Origin of the sequence: Paenibacillus larvae subsp. larvae (assembly GCF_002003265.1) — a bacterium.
GTDB classification, from domain to species: domain Bacteria; phylum Bacillota; class Bacilli; order Paenibacillales; family NBRC-103111; genus Paenibacillus_H; species Paenibacillus_H larvae.
Genome location: NZ_CP019687.1, coordinates 1,439,234 through 1,458,838 on the forward strand (window position 1 = coordinate 1,439,234; position 19,605 = coordinate 1,458,838).

General features: G+C 41.4%; 32 protein-coding genes and 1 pseudogene. 8 read left to right on the top strand and 25 right to left on the bottom strand.

The window, feature by feature from the left end; translation table 11 throughout:
* Positions 1-16: 16 nt before the first annotated feature.
* The 9 genes from BXP28_RS07390 to BXP28_RS07420 all read right to left on the bottom strand — a co-directional run bounded on the left by BXP28_RS07390 (position 17) and on the right by BXP28_RS07420 (position 3,806).
* Positions 17-409, bottom strand: a complete 393-nt coding sequence (locus BXP28_RS07390) for a hypothetical protein (RefSeq protein WP_051427877.1) — start codon at positions 407-409, stop codon at positions 17-19.
* Positions 369-671 carry a hypothetical protein gene (locus tag BXP28_RS23225; protein ID WP_167552496.1) on the bottom strand — a complete coding sequence of 101 codons (303 nt, stop codon included), beginning with the start codon at positions 669-671 and terminating at the stop codon, positions 369-371. The genes BXP28_RS07390 and BXP28_RS23225 overlap by 41 nt, the downstream gene beginning before the upstream one ends.
* A gap of 132 nt (positions 672-803) precedes the next feature.
* Entirely contained in the window at positions 804-1,175 is a 372-nt protein-coding gene (locus BXP28_RS07400) for a hypothetical protein (RefSeq protein ID WP_036654698.1), read from the bottom strand.
* 238 nt (positions 1,176-1,413) lie between these two features.
* Complete coding sequence (locus BXP28_RS07405; protein WP_237087282.1) at positions 1,414-1,815, bottom strand: helix-turn-helix domain-containing protein; 402 nt, start codon at positions 1,813-1,815, stop codon at positions 1,414-1,416.
* 4 nt (positions 1,816-1,819) lie between these two features.
* The gene (locus BXP28_RS22590) at positions 1,820-1,987 is read right to left on the bottom strand and encodes a hypothetical protein (RefSeq protein ID WP_155116298.1); all 168 of its coding nucleotides are present in this window, start codon (positions 1,985-1,987) and stop codon (positions 1,820-1,822) included.
* On the bottom strand, positions 1,984-2,160 hold the full coding sequence (locus BXP28_RS22595; RefSeq protein WP_155116299.1) for a hypothetical protein: 177 nt from the start codon (positions 2,158-2,160) through the stop codon (positions 1,984-1,986). The genes BXP28_RS22590 and BXP28_RS22595 overlap by 4 nt, the downstream gene beginning before the upstream one ends.
* A gap of 21 nt (positions 2,161-2,181) precedes the next feature.
* Complete coding sequence (locus BXP28_RS07410; RefSeq protein ID WP_023483052.1) at positions 2,182-2,808, bottom strand: hypothetical protein; 627 nt, start codon at positions 2,806-2,808, stop codon at positions 2,182-2,184.
* Positions 2,809-3,256: 448 nt separating this feature from the next.
* Complete coding sequence (locus tag BXP28_RS07415; RefSeq protein ID WP_036654702.1) at positions 3,257-3,547, bottom strand: helix-turn-helix domain-containing protein; 291 nt, start codon at positions 3,545-3,547, stop codon at positions 3,257-3,259.
* 46 nt (positions 3,548-3,593) lie between these two features.
* The gene (locus tag BXP28_RS07420) at positions 3,594-3,806 is read right to left on the bottom strand and encodes a helix-turn-helix domain-containing protein (RefSeq protein ID WP_036654705.1); all 213 of its coding nucleotides are present in this window, start codon (positions 3,804-3,806) and stop codon (positions 3,594-3,596) included.
* A 168-nt stretch (positions 3,807-3,974) separates the two neighbouring features.
* On the opposite strand from BXP28_RS07420, the gene BXP28_RS07425 reads away from it, so the two are divergent.
* The 3 genes from BXP28_RS07425 (at position 3,975) to BXP28_RS24090 (ending at position 5,937) form a co-directional block, all read left to right on the top strand.
* Entirely contained in the window at positions 3,975-4,628 is a 654-nt protein-coding gene (locus BXP28_RS07425; protein ID WP_023483051.1) for a LexA family protein, read from the top strand.
* An 85-nt stretch (positions 4,629-4,713) separates the two neighbouring features.
* Positions 4,714-5,214: an N-terminal phage integrase SAM-like domain-containing protein gene (locus BXP28_RS24085; protein WP_237087281.1), complete on the top strand. Its 501-nt coding sequence runs from the start codon at positions 4,714-4,716 to the stop codon at positions 5,212-5,214.
* 135 nt (positions 5,215-5,349) lie between these two features.
* A complete protein-coding gene (locus BXP28_RS24090; protein WP_237087293.1) occupies positions 5,350-5,937 on the top strand; it encodes a site-specific integrase in 588 nt (195 codons plus the stop codon).
* Positions 5,938-6,004: 67 nt separating this feature from the next.
* Here BXP28_RS24090 and BXP28_RS07435 read toward each other — a convergent pair whose 3' ends face one another.
* From BXP28_RS07435 to BXP28_RS07485, 11 genes and pseudogenes are all read right to left on the bottom strand, one after another.
* Complete coding sequence (locus tag BXP28_RS07435; protein ID WP_023483048.1) at positions 6,005-6,472, bottom strand: A24 family peptidase; 468 nt, start codon at positions 6,470-6,472, stop codon at positions 6,005-6,007.
* A gap of 7 nt (positions 6,473-6,479) precedes the next feature.
* Positions 6,480-7,184, bottom strand: coding sequence for a TadE/TadG family type IV pilus assembly protein (locus BXP28_RS07440; RefSeq protein WP_023483047.1), 705 nt, complete (start codon positions 7,182-7,184; stop codon positions 6,480-6,482).
* Between the two features lie 134 nt (positions 7,185-7,318).
* Entirely contained in the window at positions 7,319-9,406 is a 2,088-nt protein-coding gene (locus BXP28_RS07445; RefSeq protein ID WP_052304455.1) for a hypothetical protein, read from the bottom strand.
* 11 nt (positions 9,407-9,417) lie between these two features.
* A complete protein-coding gene (locus BXP28_RS07450) occupies positions 9,418-10,356 on the bottom strand; it encodes a hypothetical protein (RefSeq protein ID WP_051427880.1) in 939 nt (312 codons plus the stop codon).
* A 68-nt stretch (positions 10,357-10,424) separates the two neighbouring features.
* Entirely contained in the window at positions 10,425-10,643 is a 219-nt protein-coding gene (locus BXP28_RS07455; protein ID WP_036654710.1) for a Flp1 family type IVb pilin, read from the bottom strand.
* A 29-nt stretch (positions 10,644-10,672) separates the two neighbouring features.
* Positions 10,673-11,524 carry a type II secretion system F family protein gene (locus BXP28_RS07460; protein ID WP_144029676.1) on the bottom strand — a complete coding sequence of 284 codons (852 nt, stop codon included), beginning with the start codon at positions 11,522-11,524 and terminating at the stop codon, positions 10,673-10,675.
* 21 nt (positions 11,525-11,545) lie between these two features.
* Positions 11,546-12,145, bottom strand: coding sequence for a type II secretion system F family protein (locus BXP28_RS22600; RefSeq protein ID WP_257125672.1), 600 nt, complete (start codon positions 12,143-12,145; stop codon positions 11,546-11,548).
* On the bottom strand, positions 12,142-12,459 hold the full coding sequence (locus BXP28_RS24095) for a hypothetical protein (protein ID WP_077584996.1): 318 nt from the start codon (positions 12,457-12,459) through the stop codon (positions 12,142-12,144). Before BXP28_RS24095 ends, BXP28_RS22600 begins: the two co-directional genes overlap by 4 nt.
* A 72-nt stretch (positions 12,460-12,531) precedes the next feature.
* Positions 12,532-12,837, bottom strand: a pseudogene (locus BXP28_RS07475) (CpaF family protein); the annotation flags it as partial.
* A 103-nt stretch (positions 12,838-12,940) separates the two neighbouring features.
* The gene (locus BXP28_RS07480; RefSeq protein WP_152532816.1) at positions 12,941-13,189 is read right to left on the bottom strand and encodes a hypothetical protein; all 249 of its coding nucleotides are present in this window, start codon (positions 13,187-13,189) and stop codon (positions 12,941-12,943) included.
* Positions 13,190-13,414: 225 nt separating this feature from the next.
* On the bottom strand, positions 13,415-13,801 hold the full coding sequence (locus tag BXP28_RS07485; protein ID WP_023483042.1) for a LytTR family transcriptional regulator DNA-binding domain-containing protein: 387 nt from the start codon (positions 13,799-13,801) through the stop codon (positions 13,415-13,417).
* A 209-nt stretch (positions 13,802-14,010) separates the two neighbouring features.
* On the opposite strand from BXP28_RS07485, the gene BXP28_RS07490 reads away from it, so the two are divergent.
* Positions 14,011-15,056 (top strand): IS630 family transposase gene (locus BXP28_RS07490; RefSeq protein ID WP_096761125.1). Its coding sequence is split into 2 segments (ribosomal slippage): positions 14,011-14,514 and positions 14,517-15,056, totalling 1,044 coding nucleotides; the frame shifts between segments, so codons are not numbered across the junction.
* A 41-nt stretch (positions 15,057-15,097) separates the two neighbouring features.
* Here BXP28_RS07490 and BXP28_RS07495 read toward each other — a convergent pair.
* Together BXP28_RS07495 and BXP28_RS23230 are read right to left on the bottom strand one after the other, a co-directional pair.
* Complete coding sequence (locus BXP28_RS07495) at positions 15,098-15,619, bottom strand: accessory gene regulator B family protein (protein ID WP_036654716.1); 522 nt, start codon at positions 15,617-15,619, stop codon at positions 15,098-15,100.
* Positions 15,570-15,905 (bottom strand): hypothetical protein, encoded by a 336-nt coding sequence (locus BXP28_RS23230; protein ID WP_144029498.1) that lies wholly within the window; start codon positions 15,903-15,905, stop codon positions 15,570-15,572. The genes BXP28_RS07495 and BXP28_RS23230 overlap by 50 nt, the downstream gene beginning before the upstream one ends.
* 605 nt (positions 15,906-16,510) lie before the next feature.
* Here BXP28_RS23230 and BXP28_RS07505 point away from each other — a divergent pair.
* Complete coding sequence (locus BXP28_RS07505) at positions 16,511-16,966, top strand: hypothetical protein (protein WP_036654721.1); 456 nt, start codon at positions 16,511-16,513, stop codon at positions 16,964-16,966.
* Between the two features lie 220 nt (positions 16,967-17,186).
* Here the strand turns inward: BXP28_RS07505 and BXP28_RS07510 are convergent, their stop codons facing one another.
* Complete coding sequence (locus tag BXP28_RS07510; RefSeq protein WP_077584997.1) at positions 17,187-17,273, bottom strand: putative holin-like toxin; 87 nt, start codon at positions 17,271-17,273, stop codon at positions 17,187-17,189.
* A gap of 154 nt (positions 17,274-17,427) precedes the next feature.
* Entirely contained in the window at positions 17,428-17,643 is a 216-nt protein-coding gene (locus BXP28_RS07515) for a helix-turn-helix domain-containing protein (protein ID WP_036654725.1), read from the bottom strand.
* Positions 17,644-17,780: 137 nt separating this feature from the next.
* Between BXP28_RS07515 and BXP28_RS24100 the strand changes: the two genes are divergently transcribed.
* The 3 genes from BXP28_RS24100 to BXP28_RS07525 all read left to right on the top strand — a co-directional run bounded on the left by BXP28_RS24100 (position 17,781) and on the right by BXP28_RS07525 (position 18,555).
* Positions 17,781-17,909, top strand: a complete 129-nt coding sequence (locus BXP28_RS24100) for a hypothetical protein (protein ID WP_257125673.1) — start codon at positions 17,781-17,783, stop codon at positions 17,907-17,909.
* 188 nt (positions 17,910-18,097) lie between these two features.
* On the top strand, positions 18,098-18,289 hold the full coding sequence (locus BXP28_RS07520; RefSeq protein ID WP_024094464.1) for a hypothetical protein: 192 nt from the start codon (positions 18,098-18,100) through the stop codon (positions 18,287-18,289).
* Entirely contained in the window at positions 18,286-18,555 is a 270-nt protein-coding gene (locus tag BXP28_RS07525; protein WP_036654728.1) for a hypothetical protein, read from the top strand. Before BXP28_RS07520 ends, BXP28_RS07525 begins: the two co-directional genes overlap by 4 nt.
* Positions 18,556-19,122: 567 nt before the next feature.
* Here the strand turns inward: BXP28_RS07525 and BXP28_RS07530 are convergent.
* Complete coding sequence (locus BXP28_RS07530; RefSeq protein WP_036654730.1) at positions 19,123-19,602, bottom strand: ETX/MTX2 family pore-forming toxin; 480 nt, start codon at positions 19,600-19,602, stop codon at positions 19,123-19,125.
* Positions 19,603-19,605 lie beyond the last annotated feature (3 nt).

Here is a 19,605-nt window from a genome sequence, read left to right on the forward strand (position 1 = left end):
TTGTCTACGCCTCCTTCTAGAGCCACGATGATAGCTCCGATATATCCGTTTCCTGCTCCTCAGTCTTCTTCTCCGCCGCCAGCACCTGCGGGAGTATCCGCCCGGCCATATACGATAGTACAAACCCTGCCGTCAGGATCGGGTACTTCCGGGATGGCCGGTACTCCCGGAATGCCCGATCGAATACCTTCTGTAAGACTTCTGGTCCGTATGATTTCAGATTCCGCTTGATCACGCCCTGCTCAAATTTCCAGTTTCGCATAGGTACGTATTCCGCGTCGTATAGTTCGCGGTTCATCTCGATAAAATAAGCATGAACGGTGCGGACGTTCCATTTCTCGATTGGAAGGTTCCGCCAGTCATCTGACTTAATTTTCGCTACCAAAATACCGAGGCACCCCCAACTCATGCCAATTAGTCCCGATAGTGTCGCGAACTTCGTCAGCAATTCTCTGGTATTCCGCAAGCAACTGGCCCAAGCTACCTACGGCACTACCTCGGTTATTACCCTCTCGGATAATGACGTCTTCTATCGCTGCCATTAGTCCGAATTGGCCTAACTTGTAGTAACCGGAATCCCGCCAAGTCTCCCGCGGTTCGGGTGACTTTCCGTTTTTCTTAAGGCCCTCCCAGTTCGGGGACCTCGTTGGATCAGTGAATCTTCGTTCCATGATAATAAAGTTCCGATCGTCCGCTCGAAGGCGGAAGTTTTCGGTCAGGCGGATGTCGATCTTTTTACTCGCCATTTTAACGGCCTCCTTTCGGGAAATTATCGATTTTCTCGCTGAGGTGGACGGATAATACTAACGGTTAGTAAATCGTCTAATTCCTCGGTAATTTTCGTTCTGTTTCTGTACCCAGTTGATATACTCGGGTCTGATTTTAAAAAACACGTAAATCAACTCGGGAGTAACTTCGTATACGTGCTCACCACACGCACATGTCGGGTCAGCGGCCAGTATCTCGAGGTCTACGGGTGTCGCCGAAAAACAGATTGGGCAGCGTACTTCGAAATGTGAGGTGACTTTTCCACGGTTGACAAGTTGAAATAATCTTTCAGCAGTAACGTGCAGAGGAAGTCCTAAAGCGGTCGCAACATCCTTAGGAGAAAACGTATAAACCTTCTGTATAGTCGCTTCTTCTACCCAGTCGTCAATGTCCCAGATATCTTCCAAGCCGTACGCCTCCTTTAGGCCGCCCGTCGCGTCCGTTTGTTTTGCCTTCTTCGAATAACCTTTCAGGTTCTTCTCAAATCGATGCATCAATATATGTTTAGGTATATATTTTGGCATCGACCGCGAGGAACGAAGTGACGCAGCGTAATGTTTATGGTTCTAGTTAATATAGTTCTTGTTTATATAGTTCTTCTTAGTGTGACGTCGGCCACGTGACGCCCGCTACGTGACGTTTGCGTCACTTACGGTCGCCATCGAAGATTCCGAGGTTACTAACGGGCAGAATCGTATATATCGTATTTGCCCACGCTTGCGTCTGCGGGTCCCTCGTTCTCTTTACCTCGATCAAGTTCCGCCCCTTCCATTTGTATTTTCGAAGGGAACGTATCCTACGGGTTGCACTCTCCCGGGAAATCCCGAGTGACTTTGCGATCATCTCCTGCGTGGGGTAGCATTCGCCCTTTTCGTTCATATATGACGCCAGTACGATTAGCGTTTGCAGCCGTTCGGGACCGATATCTGCGACCATGCCCGAACGCACCGCCTCCACATAAAACTTTATGAAAATCCGCGTTTCCGTCTGGCCGGATGTAATCGAGTATTCCGTCTGACTTTCGACCGACATTAAATTGTTGTTCAAAGCCTTATCGCCTCCCTTCGCTAAGGATTCGGGATGTCGTTTCGCGGATCGTTTCCTGCGCCCGGCAGTCCGCGACCATGCGTAGTACTTCGCGGCCTTTCATTATGCCGGTTGCGTAGACTACGCCGGATGTCTTTCCGGCGGATTCCCGGAGCATTGTCGATAGATTCATTCGGAATACCTCCCGTCTAGTTCTTCGTTAAGAGCGAGTAAAATCTTTTTAATTTCGTTAATTTTAGTGTTGTCGTCGGCTAGTTGTGATTCGACGATGCCCTCGATCCTGCCGACTATATACGGAAACAAATTTATAAGGTCCATTTCCGCTAACCTTTGCCATCGACTCATGCGATTACTCCTTTCTTCTTTTTAGTTATCGAACCAGAAAACGATACGAACACTTTCCAAATCACCGTCAGCCAACTCTATTAACTTTGGGATAGACCAAGTGTAAAAGGTATCAACGCAGTCCTTAAGCGTCTCTGTCCACTGTATGTGTTTGTATGGCTTTCCCCAACTACGCTGTTCAAAGTGCCACCACGTCGGAACGCCGTTTTCCAAAAACTCCGAGTATTGCTCGTCATCAACAAAGCCTTCAAACTTAATCTTTTGATTCCAATCAAACTCGGATAGCTCCTTTGCGGTTAACCAAGAATGATCATGACCCCAGTACCATTCATTTTCTTGTTCGTATACTACCCTTGACATATCGGAAGGGAGTCCCCGCGGTGTTGATATCGGCGTTATCCTGTCATAGTTTCGGACATTAGCAAGAGCGGCATAGAGGCGATAGTTTCTAGGAATGTTGACAAAATCACACGTTCCCTCTTTCTCTTCTTTAATCCAATCCTCTAGCCATAATGTATCCGCCCCACGTTCTTTGGCTTTCTGCAACGTTGAGCAAAGATCTTGGATTCTCGGTTCATTAATCCCCTTTAACACCTTCCAAGCCCCGTTGACCTTCTTCTCAACAAACAGATGAATATCGCATCCCATTTACATTCCTCCAATTTTTAATTTTATTTACTTGTGCCAGCCGGCTGTTCCCTACACCTCTTCCAATAAATCCCGTTTCCTGATAATATAGGTTTATAATCTTTATATAGAAAGGAGGCCACTGTATGATTGAGATAGCGTCTAAGGTATTGGCCGCATTAGATGAAATAAAGAACGCCAGTATCGCCGATCCCGAACAAGCGATAACGATTTGTTACAAACTCTAAATAGTCATTTTAGGATTAAGATTGATAAGGAAGAATTCAGTCGTTTAATACCCGCGCTCAGTGATTTACATAAAATTACTTGCGAACCTTTAACTATATCTTATAACCCTGACCTTCCTACTTCCGATACTTATCTAATTACCCTGTAAAGCACTCCTTCACGTTTGATTAACGGGCCATACCCGGCGGCTGTAATTTTATTCATTTTCGTGATCATCCTTTCATAAACGATAATTCCGTTCCTCTTGCTCGCGGACCCATCGATCCAGACTGACGGTACTAAACAGGTACCGCGGTTTCTTGCTGCCTTCCGAGCCGATTATCCGATGTGGGATTCGTTTTTCTCGGCATAGTTGGCGTAGAGTGTATTCAGATATTCGTAGATACTCACACGCTTCCGTAAAAGTCAGTGTGCGACCTGTTGCGGCGGATAGTCGTTCGAGAATACGTTTCTCGGCTTCCGCTACTTGAGCCGCTATAATGTCGACGATTGCTTTTTCTACAGCGGTCATGATGCCTCAAACTCCTTTCCCTAAGCGTTTATGATTATAAATCATGTCACATACATTTTTTAACCATTAAATCAATTCCCAGTAAGTCATCGGCACTCACATTAAAAAACAAGCACAATCTTCTAAGATGCGGAGCTGAAATGACACTTATGTCTTTTTCCCAAGCACTGATTGTTGTCTGAGAAGTTCCAATCTTCTTTGCCAGCTCAGTTTGAGTCATCTTTCCATTTCTAGCTCTTAATTCTGCAATTGTTACCATATATCCACCGCCTTTTTCGTACTATGGTTATATTTTACATGATAATAAATCATGTTTCAACCCTTTTTATGATTTATTATCACTTTTTTATGTTATACAATAGATGCCTCTGAGTTCTGTTGATTTATTATCATATATTAAGTATACTTAGTTAAAGGAGGTGAGACGATGAGTACTACTGGTGAGATTATTAAGTTGTTAAGAGAACAAAGGGGACTAACCCAGCAGCAACTAGCCAACATTTTAGGGTTAAAGACCTACACTACTATTACTAAATGGGAAAGCGGGGACAATTTCCCGAAAGGAAAAGACATCAAACGACTTAGTGAATTTTTTAAAGTCAGTTCTGATTATATCCTTGGGCTTGAGAAATCCAATTCATGTATGCTGAAAACATCCGATTATCCCTTTTACCCAATATCTATATCGGCTGGTCAACCGATAGAGGTCAATACCATCACGGAAGACAACGTGGAGACGATAACCTTGCCGGATGACATGATGGGAAAATGGGCTGGATCAGAAGACATTTACATCATGAGAGTAAACGGGGAATCCATGAATAAGGTGATTCCTCATAACTCGTTGATAGTTGTCAAAAACATCGAACTTTCTGAACTTAACAACGGTGACATAGTTATATACAGTAATGGGAACGAATACTCTGTTAAACGATTTTATAACGATAAAGTGAACAGTAGGGTAATTTTCAGACCGGATTCTACAGACCCAAGTTTCACGGATTACCTAGTATCGTATGGAAACATATCGGAAATTAAGATTCATGGTAAAGTTGTCGTGTATGTGGTTGATTCAGATTGAGATGAAAAGAGCGATTTATAATAGTCGCTCTTTTCTATAGAAGAAAATATTACGCAAGGCCGTTTTTCGAAAGGAGTAAAAAGAAATGGCATCTATAGAGAAACGTGGTAACAACTCATGGCGACTTATTGTTGAAGCAGGACATAGCCCTAACGGTAAGCGTATTAAAAGAACTAAAACTGTAAGAGTGGAAGATCAATCCTTGCTGAGGACAACTAAGAAATTGCGGGACTTTCTTGAGACGGAATTACACAAGTTTAAAATTGAAGTTGAATCGGGCGCATATATATCCCCTGAAAAGATGACGTTCGCGACGTTTGTAGAAGAATGGAGGGAAAAATATGCGACCAAGCACTTATCCCACCGCACGCTGCATGTATATGAACAAAATCTAAAAAATAGAATCATACCAACATTTGGCCATTTGCGGCTGAACGAGATCAGGCCGATTCACATTGTAAATTATATACACTCTCTGGAAAAGGATGGGGTAAGAGGGGATAGGAAAAAAGGCGGGCTTTCGTCTAGCACTATCCAATACGATCATAAAATTATTACAAATGTTCTTACACGAGCTGTGGAGTGAAACCTGATAAAGAGCAACCCCTCAGCCAGCGTCAAAAAACCAAAAGTTCAGTCTAAAATAAACATGCCATACGATGAGCTTGAGGTAGAACAACTTCTTGGAGCGTTACAGAAGGAACCATACCACTGGCGCATAATGATTACGCTCGCTCTGACAACAGGAATGCGGCGAGGTGAGTTGCTCGGGTTAGAGTGGAAGCATGTCGACTGGAAAAACGGTGTTGTCAGTATTGAACAAAGCCTCACTCATTCGGAGAAAGGAAAGGTAATAATTAAAAGTCCCAAGACCGAGAGGTCTAGGCGAAACGTTGCGCTCCCCTCTTCTGTTTTAGATGAATTGAAAGATTATTACTATTACTGTATTAGGGAAAAGGAGAATCTTGGGGAATCTTGGAAGGGGTGCGTAGACGTAGAAGGTAACCAGCGTAACTTTATATTTTCCCACCTTGACGGGAGACCGTTCCACCATGAACGACCTTCTTTCTGGTTCCGTCTATTTGTTAAAAGGCACGGTCTGAGGTATATACGTTTTCACGATCTACGCCATACCTCAGCTACTTTGCTAATCAATCAGGGCGTCCATGCCAAAGTCATCTCTGAGCGGCTCGGTCACGGAAATATTACAACAACCATGAACACTTACGGTCACTTACTCAGAACAGCAGACAAAGCTGCGGCCGATAAGTTTGAGAGTATCATATCTCTCAAGAAACAAGAAAATTAATTTTTCGTCCCCAATTCGTCCCCAAGTCCGCCAATGTCCTTTTTAAATCCTTAATAAATCAAGGATTTTAAGGAGTGATTTGTACCCGGATATGCTGCAACTGTTTCAGGCCTTTTATTACATATTTGTCTCTTAACAAAATCGCCCGGAAAAACCACATTACTAATCCGAAAAAACGCCGGGTTAATTCCCGTCTCCATAGTAAGATACCAAGACCTATAAAACCCGCATAAAGCAGGGAATACATCATACTCGACAGGACAAACGGAATGCTCGACCAAGCCCCGACCGCAGCAAACAGCTTCACGTCCCCTGCCCCTAAAGCGCCGAACATATAAAGCAAGAGAAGAAGTAAAAAACCAGTTGCCGTAGCAGTGATCGCCTGGAAAAGGCCGGTCATGCCATATACCGCCGCCTGGAAAATAACGCCTGTTGCCAGGCCACCTATTGTAATATAGTTAGGAATGGCTGAAGTCCTTATGTCTGAAACAAAAGCTGTACAAATAATCACAAGTAAACACGCTTCTTGTATCATATTCCTCCTATGCTCCCAGCCAAGCCCGTTCACTGGCTTTTCGTTTCAATACAATTTCTTTTTGAATAAACGGCAGAGAAAGATAGTAAATATATTCCGCTTCGATTTCCATAAGCGAATCTGAACGATCCCCAAAATCCGGAAAGTTCACACCGGTTACGGTTAACCGGTCTTTCTGAAGTACGCTTTGATCTGCCATGTCGTATAAGACTGAAGTAAAAACAGTTTGTACGGCAGGATCAATTATCTTATCCCGAATAGCCTCTTTTCCGTCTTTCTTAAGTCGATCAGCTTGTTCCCGGATTTGTTTGACATATCCCAAAACCGCGACCAAAGGATCGGGTATATAAGCTTCGAACTGCCCGATAAATTCTTCCGCACCATCCAGCTTGTCCTTCGCCTCTTCAATTTTCCTTTTGATATCTTCCCAATTTGCTGCTGCATTGCTGTTTTCCACCTTACCCTTCACGCCTTTATAGATGAGCTCAACGGGGTACATATGTGCCGCAAACTGTTTCGTTGTTTCAGAGACGGCTGTTTGCAGGGCCATTTCGGCAATATGAATACGGACCAGTGTAATTAAAAGAAAAACAAATACCAAGAAAAAAGGCAGAAGAAGTGAAGCCTCAACTACCATGCTTCCCTCCGCTCTTTTTCTCCATGCCCATAATAGTCTTAGCGTTAATACGATAGTTCTGCGGTTTGTTTCCATTCGCATCTAGTCCCCTTTACTTCACAAGAAGTGAGACCTGTAACCTCAAAGACTTTCATCAGACCCGGCATAAACCACAATTTTAATGAAGAGGCTGTGTTCCCCTGGACATATGTAGTTAATTTAGCAAGATCCTACTTCGTATTCATTTCAATCAGACTCTGCATGCGGGACATCAGCTTTATGTCATTGCTATGAATAAAGAAAAAGAGCCGCAAATAGTCTTTATAAGTAAAAGTGAAGAAAGAGCCTGTAATTTTGGATGAGATTTCAACTTCTTTTCCTTCAATCAGCTGTTTCATATCTTCAAACGCCTTAACTGCGCCCTGAGCCGCACTGACCAATAATACGAGTAAGGGAGAACCAAGCTGAAATAATTCGTTCTTAGCCTCCATTAGAGCCTCCAGTGTCCGGATGGCCATACGGATAGAGAACATTTCCGCGTAAGCAGTCGAAATATTTGCTTTGCAGGATGAAAATCCGTACAGCAGATATTCTGCTTCCTGGCCTGCTAGTACGTGCCTTGAGGGATCAGTTAGAGCATGTTTGGATTTCGTTTCCAGGTCTAAAGTACGGTAGTTAAACCTAGTAAGGGCAAATTCATTCACAAACCATTCATCGCGCCCGCTTTGTAAAACATCCGCCAATTTGCCAAGCAAGTCCATGGACTTATGGCCGGATATAACGGGATTGTCCAGTTCATAGGCTACCCCATTCCCGGATAATGCTTCCGTCCCGTTTAGATTCATGTACTTTCTGAACAATCCATTCTCACCCTCCAGCTGTTTGTATGCCCCGTCATTATGAAAAGGCCCCTTTTCTCCCGGATCGGTACATCCTCCGTTCATAACGGATTTTAGCTGTGCCAGTACCTCGCTTATCTTTTCTTTTTGCTCTTTTTTCTGACTGTTTACTTCCTCCCGTTTCTTTTGCCTTGTACCCTCTACTTTATTCTGTTGTTTATGTACGTGTTCAGCTTGCTTCAAAACAGCCTGATTCTTCTCATGAACATCAGCCGCTTCTGATGAACGGTAAACGTCCGTATCCAAAACCTTGGTCTGAAATCCGCTGAAAAGAGCATCGATAGAAGCTACACCTGTCTGGTAGCTGTGAAAATCTTCTTCGCTCAAAATCAAAATATGCCCAAACACCTGGCTCACCGGAAGCTCTTCAGAACTTCCCTTATAGGCATCTTTCACTTTTTGCAACTCTCCATTTAATTCGTCGTTGGCTTTCTTTGCATCAGTCAGAATAGGCTGGAGCTCTTCTTGAAGTTCATGGATTTGCTTTTCGTCTTGCTTCACCTCCCCTTTAATAATCTGAATCGCAGCAAAGTATTGGACGGCAACCTCGAATAAATGTTCAAAGCTGCTTAATTTCTGCTGTGCTTCTGTAAGATCTTTTGAAATCTGTTCTTTGCTTTTGTCTAAATGCTCCCACTCTTCCTTGGCCGTTTCCGCAGCATCCCGGATCGATTCCATTCGCCCGTCGATTTTGTCCGCTTCCTCTTGCAGTCTCCGGATGCTATCACGGACGCTTTGTACCTCTTGCTTCAAGCTGTCTACAGTATGGATCCCAAGCTCATCCGCCATGCTGCCAAGTTCATTCATCCGTTTTTTATAATAAGCGTGTCTTTCCTTGATTTTCTCATACAGCTTGATGAATTTTTTCCGGGTTTTATCCATCAGTTCTTCACGCTTTTCCAGCAGCTTTTCTATTTTTCCGGCTTCTTTGGAAAAGACCGAGCCTTGTTTCATCAACTTGTCCGCTCCTGTCTTGATCCACTTCTCCTTGATTTCCAATCCAAACTCGATAGGAGCCCGAATTTTCATCTCCTCTAAAATCTGTCTTTTTAAAACAGTGTGATTCACCAGCGTGTACATCGGGAGCAAAGAAGTCGCGTTTTCCGTTCTGGTATCCAAAATACGGAAACCTTCCGCCTTCAAGTTTCCGGATAAATTATTGTCCAGGACGTTTCGGTAAAGTTTGAGAGAGTCCTCTTGAGAGATGCCAATCCCATAAAGCCCATAGGTTTGCACATCAGGCTGAAAGGCGGAAAGGACAGAACGTAAACCCGCCTTCAAAGCCTGTTCGGATTCTTTCTGTGCCGCTTTCACTCTGGCAAAATCAATCAGAACAGCCTGAAAGAAAAAGACGGGTACCAGTAAAAGAATGATGTACACCGAAACTGAGCCCCTGCGGTTTTGCCAAAATGACCCCACTGCCCGCCTCCTTAATCGTAAAATCTCAGGACAATTCCGTTATTTTCAAGTTCCTGCCTTAAAGCTGGAGTTAGTCCTGCCGTGTCTTTTTTGAATATGTGCCATACGACTCCTTTTATTTGGCCTGTTTGCAAAAGTTCCACATCTTTCTTCATTTGCTCCGGTAGATTCGTTTTGTTCGTTGTATAAAAGGCTTGGTGTGCTATGCCATTCGCATCCAAAGCGTCAATATACCTGATCTGGCCGGAGGGAGTTTTGAAATCCTTTCTTTCTTTTCCGCTGACCAAAGTCCGTACATAGGTCGCAGCATCATTGGCGCTGGTAATTGTTTTTGTATCAGGAATGTCCACATCGGCAGGTTCTTTTAGTAGGGACCTGGCTTCGCTTTTTGACACTTTATTTTTGATATCCGGAATATAATTTCTCGTAGTATCAATAGTTCGTATGAATTCTACCGGGTCAACCATCCGGTTTACTGCTTTCCCTTCCGCTTCTTCCAATGTAAGCCAGGCAGATAAAAAAACCGGGGACTTAAGAGGCTTTTGCAGTTCGACCTGAACTTCCTTTGTAAATAATGACTGCCTGTATGATAAAGACCCCCTCAGCCCCTCCGGAACCTGTGTAGCTGCTTGGATGAGCTTTCCTGAAGGACCACTGCCACCCTTTGTGCTCGCTTCCCGGACATCAACCTTCGCATTTTCCCTGCCCGTCAACCAATCAAATAAAAAGGAGGCCCCCTCTTTGATTCTCCAGTACAGTCCGTCATGCTGGCCTAATCCATAATGACCGGAGCGGGGATCTTTATGGCTGTTATCCCATACGAAAGCTGCCCTTTCAGCAGCCACCTCAGCAGCCTGCCTTACATATACGTTTTGATAACTAAAGACTCCAAAAAACAATAAACAGACTATAGAGAGAAGGATAAGCGGAAATAAGAGTGCAGCTTCCATGGTGAAGCTCCCGGTTTCCTCCTTAATAAGGGTATTTCCTCTTCTGTTCTGTCTTTTTTTATATAGAACTAACATTTCTGATGGGCGGACGGCGTGCAGGGTGAAGTGGGGGAATCATTCAAGCGGTCATTCGCATTACCAAGCAGCTTGTTTACCCAACTTATGATCCAACCCCGAAACAGGAAGGCAATAAGGATCAAAACCGCTACGATCAGAATGATTTCCAGGGTACCTATTCCCGATTCATCCTTCCAGAATTTTTTCCATGCCGGTTTCCACTTTGTCATTTGCTTCATCCTTTCCAATTATTCTTTTCTCATCCCATCATCATCATGGCAGGGGCAGCGACAATCACAATAACGATCAAAAAAATAAGTGCCATGGGGAACACCAGCTTAGAAGAAGCTTCCTCCCCCAGAATGCGGGATACAGCTTTTCTCCTTTCCCATAAATCCTTGGACAAATTTCTTAATGCAACTGTTAAATCGTGACCGCCTCGTTTATAGTTCAGCAAAACTGTAGTCGTGAACATGGAGATTTCCTGCATTGAGCATCTTCTGGTTAATTCCCCTAATGATTTATTTAGAGAAACATTCATCAGTAATTCCCGCTTGCATTTTATAAGCTCTGCCTGCAGCGGACTTAATGGTTTCTCTGCCCGGTCATCAATACAACGAATAAAAGAAGCTTGAACTGTCTCACCCGCATCCACAAGCAGAATGATCTTGTTTAGAAATTCCGGAAGCTCAATCAGAATGGAGTGTTTCTTTTTCTTCAGTTTTTGATCAAGAGTACGAAAGAGAAGGGCAGGGGTGATTCCTGCTCCCGCCAAACCGAATATAACTAGCACAGGTCCTTCTCCCGAAACTAATCCAAGTAAGATAAATCCCGCCAATACAATAAATGAGAGAGACAGCATTTCTACCGCATAATATTTGGTTCGGATAGCCTGCTGTCTGGGACCGTATACACCGGATATCAACTGCATCAAACGGACATGTAAATAGGAAAATCTGTCTAATAGCTTTCCTTTCTCAACAATAATTAAAAATGCGGGGGCAGTTAATCTGCATCTAAGGGATAGGCCAATTCCCGCTCCAGCTCCGTAAATCTCGGTTTTCCGTATGAATGAAAAGAGATAAAGCCGATACCCAAACCAATGAAACAAACCATCAGAATCCACATGCTCTTATACCTTGATATCCATGATTTTTTTCGTAATCCATAAGCAAAGGAACAGTACAGTCAGCCCAATCGTCATAATAAGACGGCCAGCGCCCTCGTATAAAGGCTTCATATAATCCGGCGAGCTAAAACATAAAATCCCTATAATGGCGACTGGTGCGGTCAGCATAATTTTGGATTCAAATTTTTTTTGTGCTACCATTACAGAGATTTCCTGAACAATTTGAAGTTTTTCACTTATTAAATGCGAAGTTCTGCGGATAACCTCAATCAGATTTCCTCCCGTGCGTTTGCATGTGATAAATACATCCGCAAAATTCGTAATATCCTCCAGTCCTGCCCGTTCTGCAAATCCAAGAATGCATGCTTCAATCGGCTCTCCGTTATCAAGCCTTCTTACCATAACCCCGAATTCCTGAACAATCATGGCAGATGGATCAGGATAAAGGAGCTCCAAATCCTGTAATGTGTCTCGAAATGCATTCTCAACGGATTTCCCTGCGCTCAGCGAGGTGGACAAACATTGAAGGGCCTGTTTAAATTGCTGGTTCATTTCCTCTTTGCGTCTTCTCATTAATGTGATGTTACGGTACTTGGGTGTCAAGCATCCCCGGCAGCAAATAAAAAGGCCATGATGATTTGGTTATAAAAGATAAAACCCACAATGCCCAGTATCGTTCCTGCTACCAAAATAGTAAGAATCTTTTGTTTTGAGCTCATTGCATAATGATTATAGTCAGTGAGACCAGAAAAGACGTCTTTTGGCTTCTTTTCTGATTTTTCCCCTAGCTGTCCGTGATAATAAGGTTTAGCAGGGACAGCCCGTTCTTTTCCAATTTGTTTACGTTTATTTTCGGCGATTAGCGAGGCCACAAAGATCATCCCCCCTATTCCAAGAGCCAGCAGGATGGTATTCATGTTTATTCATTCCCCTCCTTTCCCCATCATGCAAGCTGGAAGCTTGAGTCCGGCAGCCTTCAGCTTTTCCGTTTAAATAAACTTGCAGCCGGTGGAAACAAGATTCCCTACAACCCGCCCATCCTCTGTTTCCCCCTTCTCTTCAAAACGAAATAAAGGATTCATCTCAATTTCTCCGTTGCGCATACCAGCTATTTCATTGACCTCGGTAACTCTTCTAGAGCCATCCCTTAATCTGGACAAGTGGATCAGAATATCAAGAGCAGAACAGATCTGCTTGCGGATAACCTCAATTGGAAGAGAAGCTCCGCTCAGTACCATCGTCTCCAATCTGCTCAGCATGTCCCTGCCTGAGTTCGCGTGTCCTGTTGATAATGAATCGTAAGTTACAAAATGCATATAATTTTTATAACAAACCAATCGAAACAAAAAAAGAACCTCAGTTAGAGAGAATAAACGAGGTTCTTTTTGCTTAATCATTTCATCTCATCAGTTCCATTCCATCATCTAAACCAAACTTATATGCAAAAGAACAAGCCAACATACTTTGTTTAATATATAGGTCCTCTAGCTCAACTAATAAATACCGGTCACCCTCATTGGTCTGAGCCTTTAAATTAATAATAATTTTTAAAAACTTTTCATATTCCTCTTCGAATTCTTTTTCGTATGTACTAACCACATATTCCACTCTGTTTTCAATAGCCGGTTCTAACCATTTATCCATCAAGTTAATCAACTCCCCAAGTTGTATGATGTAATACGTTTAACAAACAAAACATAGATAGTTTTGTTTCATTCACCTCTTTCGGAAAATTACTTACAAAATAACTATAACTCATCCAAAATTAGGATTTTGTCGATACATGTCGAACAAAGAACAAAAATCGATACTAGTATCGATTTTTCTTGACATTTGGGAGATTTTATTGTATGACTAAAAAAAAGAAGACCCTTATTTAGGTCTCCTATCGCGATCAAGTATATGAGTGATTATGTGCTTCTTATTCCTTGAAACATTCGCGCTCTCCTTGCAATTCTTGAAATGAACTGTAGTAGCGTATGCTGTCTCAACCACTCGCTCTATTTGTTTTATATTTACCAAATTGCCATTATCCAATTGAACAAAATGAGAAAAACAAGAAAAACCTTTCTTAAACGCTTCCAATGTTAACGGAACAGTATAAGTCCCGTCTTTTGTATGAATACGAGGAACATGGTAGTTCTTCTTGGGAGACCAAATGTCTATGAAATAGATATCTTCAATAGAAAAAAATTCATGCTCCCCATACTCTTTTTCACCTACAACTTTCACTCCAAAGATTTCATAATTTTCTTTCATGATAATTACTTCTCTTCTTTTAGTTGCTCTGGTAATGGTTTGGCACCAATAACGGATTTCCTACTTACTGATAATTTCTTAGCGCTGGACTCGAGATATTTAGAGATTTTTCTTGCTATATAAGTTGAATCAATATTCTTAGCAAACCTTGGCAAGGAAAAAGGAACCATTTGTCGAATAAGAAACAGATCAAGAATAGACAAGTGGGGATGACAATGGATAAACATACCGAACTGGCAAAAGTAACGGCAGCCATGCAACAAACCAAAGAGCGCCGAATGTATGAACGCTACCAAGCGATCTATTTGCATTTGAAAGGCACATCCATGAAGGCGATCGCTGACATTTTGAATCGAAACCGAATGACGGTGAGCAGTTACATTCATACGTACGAGAACGGTGGACTGGGAGCCTTGCAAATCAAGCATTCCTCAGGTGCTCCTACTCGGTTGACGAAGCAGCAGCAGGATCGCTTGAAACAAACCGTCGCCTATTCGGTTCCCCATGAGGTCGGCTTTACGGCAAAGCACAACTGGACGCTTGAACTGATTGCCACGTACGTGGAACGCGACTGGGGCCATTGCTATTCGCTCCGAGGCATTTCCAAGGTCATGGAGCGGCTAGGGCTCAGCTATACGAAACCGACCTACACGCTCGCAGCAGCAGATCCCAAGAAACAACGCCATTTCACCGAAACGACCTTTCCTGAACTGAAAAAAAGCTACTGAACGAGGAGATTGATCACTTGCTGTTCGAGGATGAGTCGATGATCCGGGACTACCAGGCGATTCAGAAGACCTGGTTCCTTCGCGGGAAGCAACGCATCATTCCAACCACGGGCAAGCATCGTGGGGTCAAACTGCTGGCCACGGTTGACTATGAAACGGGACACATCGTTTGGCAAGAAGATGAACAGTACACCGCTGAAACGTTTCTTTCCTTTCTTCAAAAGGTCATGGCGACTTATCCAACAGGGAAACTGGCTCTGGTTTTGGACAATGCCCGGATTCATCATGCAAAGCTGCTTCGGCCGTTTCTGGAAGCGCAAAAAAATCGGCTTGAGCTTGTGTACTTGCCTCCATACAGCCCTCAGTTAAATATCGTAGAAGGACTCTGGAAATGGCTCAAGTCCAGTGTGATCAATAACGTATTCTATTCGGCCGTTTCCGAAATCCGTCTGCGTGTCGGGCAATTTATGGATGAAATCATGAAGCATCCTCATGCCATTATTGACCGGCTGTGCGTGCGACTTTGATTGCTATTTTCTTTCGTTCAACTTATATAGTAATTGTTTCATTAATGTTCACCCCCTTTATGAAATGGTAAAATCAATATCCCTTGTGCTACAAAAGCAAGGGTAACCGTCGATGACATCAAAATTAGACTAGATAAAACTATAAGTGTAGAAATTAGTTTCAAGTATGGGTCCAACTTTGAAGGATTTACTTCTTCAATTGTGTTTGGAGAAAACAGCAAGAATATTACAGTATTTATAGCGGTTAATATTATAATCGCCATGTTATTTATATGAATATGTGCAATCATTATAAAAAGCAAAGAAGAAGCAACAGCGCACATTGTCAAAGATTTCATATGTAAGCCGCCAGAAAACCTTCTCAGTATAGCGAATGACGTCAGAGCTAATAAAGAATTATAAAGCTCGTTCGTCATCAAACCCAACAATGAAGTCAACAGAATTGTAAGGAACAAATTCAATTTAACTCCTATTGCATACTCCATAACCTCAACGCTTACGTTACCTTCTGGGTCACTCTGCTTTATCTTTCTTGATATACTCCTGGATATACTTTCTATCATCCCACCTCTCCCTTCTATAAGAAAAGTAATAAGATATACAAAAACTTGCTACCGCTACTATAATCAGCGTTAATGCCTTTGCTCTATATAACAAAAAAACAGTTAATGATATTGTGAATATTGAAACAATAACACTTATAAGTAGCTGCCGATTTTCTTCCGAAAGATAGTCTTCTCTTATTGAGAATTCATGAGGCGGCATAATAACAATAGAAAATCCTAAATTAAATAGCTTTAAAATATAAGAAATCAAGTAAGTAGTTAAAATTGAAGTTAATTGAATCATAAGTACTGCCATCCCGGAATTCTGATAAAGGACTGATATATCAATCATTCCTATATGGGTATATATATAATAGATCACAAGTTGCAAGCTGGTATATGCCGTTATCCCGGTTCCTGCAATAAAAGCAGAGTAGTGGATCTTAATCTGAATTGAATACCTCAAAAATAAAACAAAAAGTACATATTGTAACGGTAAATCAAATTGGGCAACTCCAAATACAACCCGCATGAAGTAAGAGAAGATAGATATGAAAAAAGCGAACACAAGTATCTTAAAGCCGTATCTCATAATAGGAATCCTATACAACTTTAAAATTAGAACTAGCATTGCTAAAGCATCAAATATCCCTATCACTAGATAAACCAAAGAGGCCAAACCCACACCTTCCTAACATGTAACCGTTTTATTTATAATTATACCCGCAAGTCTCTGTATCGTAAATCGCTTTTTATTTTTAGGCTAGGTTCTATATTGACCAATACTTAAAAAATTTCGCCGGAAAGCTGAATACACTCCCAAATTTGTAATTTTTTATTACTTGTACCCTCTTTAAGATGTAAACTAGATCTTGGTTATATTTGGATCATTAAAAAGGAGATGAAGTGGTGAGGAAGTTTTTAAGTATACTCATAGTTATTTTATTGGTGGGGGTATTGTCCGCTTGTAATGGAAAGACATTAAACGCTAAAGAACAGCTTGTTCTTGACTACATAAACATATTTAATAACGGTACTGACAAAGAAGCTAAAAACAAATTCGTAGAAGAAAACTGTCTTCCTGAAAGCAAACCATTATTTTTACTAGCTTTGAAAGTTAATAATCAGAAAGAAAGAATTTTGAAAGATCCTGAGGTTCTGGAATCGATTGATCTTGAGGATTCTGAAAAGAAAGGAACCGCAGTTCTTGTGAAAGGGAAAAATTCTGATGGCATTGATAGTGAAAGGATTGTTGTGTTTATCGGTGATAAAATGGGAATGGAACTTTTCCCTAATGCGAAAGACGAAAATAAAAACTACGAGAAATTAAGGTCTGCTTTTAAAACACCAATTGAACAAACATAATAAGTAGTAGACAGTAAAGCCCTTCGGGGCTTTTTATTTTGCACAAAACACATAAACTTGTTAAATAAAATAAACATGTGTTAAAATAATGGTATTAGACATACACTAAAAAAGACCGCAGACGCTGGTATCGTCCACGGTCTGGCAATAGCCGCGCTACTAGGCGGTCGGCTTAATAAGGTTTACAAACGAAATAGATCGTTTCCTTAGCGTGGGCGATCTATTTCATTTTCTGGATAAACGTTAAAAGCGCTAGAATAAACATTCCAAATAAGAACATTAATTGAAGAGCCTGAAACGTCTCCATAGCATCACCTCCTTTCCGAGGTGATGCCGACCGCCCACGTAAGCCACTATTGCTTGTACCATTGTACTACATATTACCTTTTATTAAAATTGTCCGCAGCCCAGCCCTTCGGGGCTTTTTATTTTGCACAAAAATAACCTGCCCCATAGACAGGTTATTCGTCATCTTCTTTTAAAACCAAAAGCTCCCCAATTTCACAGTTGAAGTAATTACATAGCTTTGTTAATAGTTCTTTCGGATAATGCTTTGACTCATTATTATATAGCTGTCTTATAGACTCAAAACGATAATCAATATCCTTCGCTATTTGCCTTATTGATCTTCCATTTTTATCTGCAATACTCTTTAGATTTGAATGTATCTCTTTCATATAACCACCTCTAATTCAAATATATATCGACGCGAAAAATGTGTCAAATAACTATTGACTCTAATATAGAGTCATGGTATATTATAAATGTGGATGACACGAATTTAGTGTCAAAAACAGAATGGAGGTGAAAATGTTTGGAAGCAAGAGATTGGGTACTTCTCCTGACGGCTATAATACAACTTTACACAGCACTTATCATTAACCGCCGGGAGAAAAAGAAAAAAGGAACCAAAAAACGCCGCGACCCACGCAAACGTAAATAGGTTCCCTGGAGGGGATGCTTTCCCCTCCACCCCAATCTTAACACAATAGCGGTAAAAAATAAATGGAGGTAATATGCATGGACACAATTACATGGATCGTTGCCTTATTAGCTTTACTTCTCAGTTTAATCGGATTAGTTCGGACACTTCGGAATAAATAAGCCGGTTTAAATGGAGGGAATAAGGGAATGGGAGATTACCTGGGATCGGTACGTAACTATTACGACCATCTGTCGGAATGTAAGGGTTCACCTGAAAACATGTTTGTAATCATTTTGCGTTTACTTTTATGGTCAGACCATTCGGATGTAGTGATTGTACAAAGAGTAAAAAATCTGGTTAAAGCATATGACCTGGTTAAGGGGGGACAAGATAAATGAACACCATTTTAAAAGTGAACCAAAGCCGTGGAAAGTCAGTGGCGCAGATCGCGGAGATCTTGAACACATGTGAAATGCTTCTAAACCTCGAAATTGAAAATCAGATGAACAAGGTAGTATTACACGTAATTACTGACAGCGCGACAGTCCAATATACAGAAATCACTAGGGACGGCATGTTGAGTTTTCTAACAAAACTCAGAGAGTATGTCACAAACAAAGAAGATATAGATGAACTGCTGGAAGAAGTTCAGGGGGAGGAATAAGGAATGGAGAAAATTGATCCATATGAAGTATTTACACCCACCCAGGTAATGTAATTAGCTGTGCACTTATCGGACGGGTTGTAGAAATCAAAAATAGGATAGAGTTTTTTGAAAATACCCACGACGAGGCGCAAGTGGGCGCATGCCTCGAACTTTTGAAGGATACTCTGGAAACCTGCGAATTATTTAACTTACCAGTAGATATAGCAAGTAAAAAATAACAAAAGAGTACCTGGGAAATTAATCCTGGGTACTCTTTATTTGTATTACCGCTTAAAGTCTGGTTGCAAAAACAAGGGTTTTTGGGTGAGATGGTTGCAAAGAGCTTTTGTCAAGAGTTTTTTTAATTTTTTTGACAATCTTGCCTACAACCATTTCACTAAAAAAACGCGAAAATCACAACCAACAATTTGAACAAGTATTGCAGTAGCTAGCACAAAAGAGAGCCATAAAAAAATAACCTGACATAAAGACAGTTTTTAGGCTGCCGAAAAAGTATCGACAGCCTGGCAAAAGAAAGTAAACCCTCATTTTTTATAAAACAATAAATTGTTTTAGTACTTGCTCTTATTTTTTTACGATCTCCGGAACTACTTCGAAAGTATAGCCATTATCCATTAATTTTCCATTATGACTAACAAATTCTACATTCACCTCAGCTATTGTACCATATTTTACTTTGTATGAACCTTCCCCTTTTAATAAAATATTTTTAGTGTTATCTTCAAGAGCTAAATATTTGTTCAAACCTGGAATATTCTTTTTTACATAGTACGTCCATGTATTTAATGGAATCCTCTCCATATCCCATTTAACCCCTATTCTCGCACCCTCAAAGACCATATCGCCGCTATATCTGGTAGCTAGATCAACTTTACCGGTAGTCTCCACAGTCTTTAAATGTACAGAAACCACTGCAGTAGTGTTCCCTGGGACTTTAATCTTCTGCTGAGGAATTGAATATGTTACAGTTTCACTATGTGTATCACTCCCTGTTTTAGAGAAATTATATTTTGTATTTATTTCTATACCTGCTTCAGCAATCAAAGA

Coding starts and splice junctions, on each gene's coding strand:
- BXP28_RS07390 (WP_051427877.1), bottom strand. CDS start 409: ATGAGTTGGGGGTGCCTCGGTATTTTGGTAGCGAAAATTAAGTCAGAT.
- BXP28_RS23225 (WP_167552496.1), bottom strand. CDS start 671: ATGGAACGAAGATTCACTGATCCAACGAGGTCCCCGAACTGGGAGGGC.
- BXP28_RS22590 (WP_155116298.1), bottom strand. CDS start 1,987: ATGAATCTATCGACAATGCTCCGGGAATCCGCCGGAAAGACATCCGGC.
- BXP28_RS22595 (WP_155116299.1), bottom strand. CDS start 2,160: ATGAGTCGATGGCAAAGGTTAGCGGAAATGGACCTTATAAATTTGTTT.
- BXP28_RS07410 (WP_023483052.1), bottom strand. CDS start 2,808: ATGGGATGCGATATTCATCTGTTTGTTGAGAAGAAGGTCAACGGGGCT.
- BXP28_RS07415 (WP_036654702.1), bottom strand. CDS start 3,547: ATGACCGCTGTAGAAAAAGCAATCGTCGACATTATAGCGGCTCAAGTA.
- BXP28_RS07420 (WP_036654705.1), bottom strand. CDS start 3,806: ATGGTAACAATTGCAGAATTAAGAGCTAGAAATGGAAAGATGACTCAA.
- BXP28_RS07425 (WP_023483051.1), top strand. CDS start 3,975: ATGAGTACTACTGGTGAGATTATTAAGTTGTTAAGAGAACAAAGGGGA.
- BXP28_RS24085 (WP_237087281.1), top strand. CDS start 4,714: ATGGCATCTATAGAGAAACGTGGTAACAACTCATGGCGACTTATTGTT.
- BXP28_RS24090 (WP_237087293.1), top strand. CDS start 5,350: ATGATTACGCTCGCTCTGACAACAGGAATGCGGCGAGGTGAGTTGCTC.
- BXP28_RS07435 (WP_023483048.1), bottom strand. CDS start 6,472: ATGATACAAGAAGCGTGTTTACTTGTGATTATTTGTACAGCTTTTGTT.
- BXP28_RS07440 (WP_023483047.1), bottom strand. CDS start 7,184: ATGGAAACAAACCGCAGAACTATCGTATTAACGCTAAGACTATTATGG.
- BXP28_RS07450 (WP_051427880.1), bottom strand. CDS start 10,356: ATGGAAGCTGCACTCTTATTTCCGCTTATCCTTCTCTCTATAGTCTGT.
- BXP28_RS07455 (WP_036654710.1), bottom strand. CDS start 10,643: ATGACAAAGTGGAAACCGGCATGGAAAAAATTCTGGAAGGATGAATCG.
- BXP28_RS24095 (WP_077584996.1), bottom strand. CDS start 12,459: ATGAATACCATCCTGCTGGCTCTTGGAATAGGGGGGATGATCTTTGTG.
- BXP28_RS07485 (WP_023483042.1), bottom strand. CDS start 13,801: ATGAAAGAAAATTATGAAATCTTTGGAGTGAAAGTTGTAGGTGAAAAA.
- BXP28_RS07495 (WP_036654716.1), bottom strand. CDS start 15,619: ATGATAGAAAGTATATCCAGGAGTATATCAAGAAAGATAAAGCAGAGT.
- BXP28_RS23230 (WP_144029498.1), bottom strand. CDS start 15,905: ATGATTCAATTAACTTCAATTTTAACTACTTACTTGATTTCTTATATT.
- BXP28_RS07510 (WP_077584997.1), bottom strand. CDS start 17,273: ATGGAGACGTTTCAGGCTCTTCAATTAATGTTCTTATTTGGAATGTTT.
- BXP28_RS07515 (WP_036654725.1), bottom strand. CDS start 17,643: ATGAAAGAGATACATTCAAATCTAAAGAGTATTGCAGATAAAAATGGA.
- BXP28_RS07520 (WP_024094464.1), top strand. CDS start 18,098: ATGGGAGATTACCTGGGATCGGTACGTAACTATTACGACCATCTGTCG.
- BXP28_RS07525 (WP_036654728.1), top strand. CDS start 18,286: ATGAACACCATTTTAAAAGTGAACCAAAGCCGTGGAAAGTCAGTGGCG.